This is a genomic window from Halobacterium bonnevillei, assembly GCF_009831555.1.
GTDB classification, from domain to species: domain Archaea; phylum Halobacteriota; class Halobacteria; order Halobacteriales; family Halobacteriaceae; genus Halobacterium; species Halobacterium bonnevillei.
Genome location: NZ_WUUU01000270.1, coordinates 1 through 2,700 on the forward strand (window position 1 = coordinate 1; position 2,700 = coordinate 2,700).

The 2,700-nt window shown below is 68.1% G+C and carries 3 protein-coding genes and 1 pseudogene; all 4 read right to left on the bottom strand.

What is annotated here, in order from left to right:
* Window positions 1-262 (bottom strand): hypothetical protein (locus tag GRX66_RS18140; RefSeq protein WP_159527741.1); only part of this gene is annotated, 262 nt, incomplete at its 3' end.
* Complete coding sequence (locus GRX66_RS18145) at window positions 259-1,035, bottom strand: mechanosensitive ion channel domain-containing protein (RefSeq protein WP_159527742.1); 777 nt, start codon at window positions 1,033-1,035, stop codon at window positions 259-261. The genes GRX66_RS18145 and GRX66_RS18140, both read right to left, overlap by 4 nt.
* A gap of 1 nt (window position 1,036) precedes the next feature.
* The gene (gene dacZ, locus GRX66_RS18150; protein ID WP_159527743.1) at window positions 1,037-1,849 is read right to left on the bottom strand and encodes a diadenylate cyclase DacZ; all 813 of its coding nucleotides are present in this window, start codon (window positions 1,847-1,849) and stop codon (window positions 1,037-1,039) included.
* A gap of 164 nt (window positions 1,850-2,013) precedes the next feature.
* Window positions 2,014-2,700: pseudogene (locus GRX66_RS18155) on the bottom strand (hypothetical protein); the annotation flags it as partial.

The window sequence follows — 2,700 nt, forward strand, 5'->3', positions numbered from 1 at the left end:
CAGCCGTGGCGAGCACCCCCGCGAGGTACGCGAACACGCCTGCGATTGCGAGCACGTAGACGCCGCCCGGCGGCCACACGGAGAACGACCCGGCGGCGACAGCCACGAGGACTGCACCGAGAACGCTCAGGCGACGCACCCAGGACCGACCGGCCGACGTCCGCGCCCACGCCAGACGGGACTCGTCGGCGACGACGACGTACCCGAGTCCCACGAACGCCAGCCACCCCCCGACCGTCAGCACCCAGTCGACACCGCTCATTCTCTCACGACGACGACGCCGCGACGGAACACCAGGTGGTTCGGGACCACGTACTCGCGGCCGTTCTCCTCGACGTGCGTCACGAACACGTCCACCTCCTGCACGATGCCCTCGTGATCACCGATGGCGACGCGGTCCCCGATGCCGTACGGCTGGCGCAACAGCAGGTAGACGCCGGCCGCCGCGGACGTCAACAGGTGCCTCGTTGCGACGGCCGTGAACAGGATGAGCGCCGCGACGTACGCCAACAGCAGAATGAGCAACGCGTCGACGGCGACGCCGACCTGCGAGAGCGCGATCAGTACGGCGACGTACAGGACGCTGTACTTCACCACCAGCGGAATGAGCGTCAACTCGGGGACCTTCACGCTCCGCAGTCGCTCGCCGACGAGGAGTTCGGCTTTGTCCCCGAGTAGCACGCCGGCGAACAGCACGACGACTGCGACGACCAGCGACGGGAAGAACCCGACGATCGGGTACCAGACGGCGTCCTGGACGGTCAACTGCGCGACCTCCAGAGCCACCAGCGCGGAGAACGCGTAGATGATCCAGGAGGTCAGTCGCGCCACCAGCGACACCGTCGACGACCCGACGTCGCGGGCCATCTGGTCCACGGTCGTCCCCTCCACGGCGTCGTCGACGTCCATCGCGCGCAGCAGCCGCTCGTTCACGCGGCCCACGAGGTAGCCGAACACGATGCCGGTGAAGAACACGACGGCAGCGATCAGATACCGGAAGTCAGCGTCCGCCACTTGCGTGTAGTCGACCGGCATCTCAGTACTCCTCTGGGTCGAGTTCGAGGACGAGCTCGCCGTTCTTGAACGCCCGCACGAGGCCGTCGGATTCCGAGAGCGCGATGGTGACAGCGCTGGTGTCGCGGGTGATGGCGCCCGCCGCCATGTGACGCGCACCCAGTCCTTTCGGAATGTCAGTTCCCTCCGCGCCCGGCTCGAGGTAGCGGTACGCGGACACGATCTTCCCGGAGTCGGAGATGACGAACGCGCCGTCGAGGCGCGAGAACTCCTTCAGCATCACGTTCACGATCGGGTCGCCGACGTGGACGTGGCTCTTCTCGAAGGGATTGTACGACAGCGGCCGGGACTTGTTCATCACCTTCCCGGCGTCCCCCACCACGAACAGCGCGCCGATCGGTTCGCCCTTCTGGCCCTTCTTCCCGAGTTCGATGGCCACCTCGAAGACGTCCCGGATGACGCCGGGCTCCGCTCGCGAGTTCGCGAACAGGTCGTAGATGCCGGAGTGACGGGACTCGTCGACTTTCGTGCGGGCGACCATGTCGATGTCGTCGCCGAACAGCGGCGCCGCACACCCGAGTTCGTCGCCGTCGTCGACGACGCCCTCCGTGAGCGCGCCCTCGATGCCGAACCGGATGCGTTCTTTCACGTCGTCGAACGCCAGCGGCAACTCGACGAACTCGTCGGCCCCCACGGCGTTCTCGGGGGCGACCACGACGACGTCGGCGCCCTCGACGTCCTTCGCACGGTCGTAGTACGCTCCGCTCGGCGAGAACACGAGCAGCGCGTCGATGCCGTCGAGAACGTCCTCGAGGAGTTCCGGGGGCCTGACCATTTACCGGAGGAACTCACCCCACGCGCAAAAAGGTTAGCGGCCCGTCTGGCCATCGTCTGACAGCCGTCTGCCGAATCCACGAAGGCGGGACCGCGCGAGGGCGACGGACAACCTCACCCACGCACATTCGCACTGCAGATACATGTCTATCCCCCTACTATATATCACTCGTCAGCCCCGAGCTCCGACTGCACGCGGTCGACGACCGCCGGGACGGCAGCCGCGGCGTACACGGCGTACGCGTATCGACCGACAGCCCGCATGACGTCCCGCTGGCCCGGAGTCCAGTCGTCGGGTTCGTACTCGTGTCCCGCGAGCTCCGTCTCCGCGTCCCGGAGCGTGCGGCGGGCTGGCCAGGCAACGAGCGCCTCGACGGGCCCGGGTTCGGCGGGCAGCGCGTCGTCGACAGCCGCGAACGCCCGCTCGCGGATCGAGACGACTTCGTCCGTGGACGCGGGCTTTCCGTGCTCACCATCCCTGATGGCCGAGACGGCCGACCCGGCCGCGACCACGTCGACGAGCGTGTGACCAGCGGACGCCACGGCGGTGGCGTAGTCCCCGCGCGCGATAGTGTCCTCGACCCAGTTCGGTGCCCCGACGACGGTTCGTTGCACAACCCGGAACAGCTCCGCCGCGGGCGTTCCCTCGAGGTTCCGCTGGAAGTCGCCGACGTCCGACTCCCGGTCGATGTCGGGGCCGATGTTCCGCAGCGTCGCTGCTACGACGTCCGCCAGTCGCGACGCCGCCGTCGCGACGTCGTCCACGTAGGCGTCCATTCCGTCGGTCACGTAGGCATCGCGCAGGCCCGCCGCGTCCGCGACCGTAGCGCGCCGCCCTCCAGGTCGGCGACG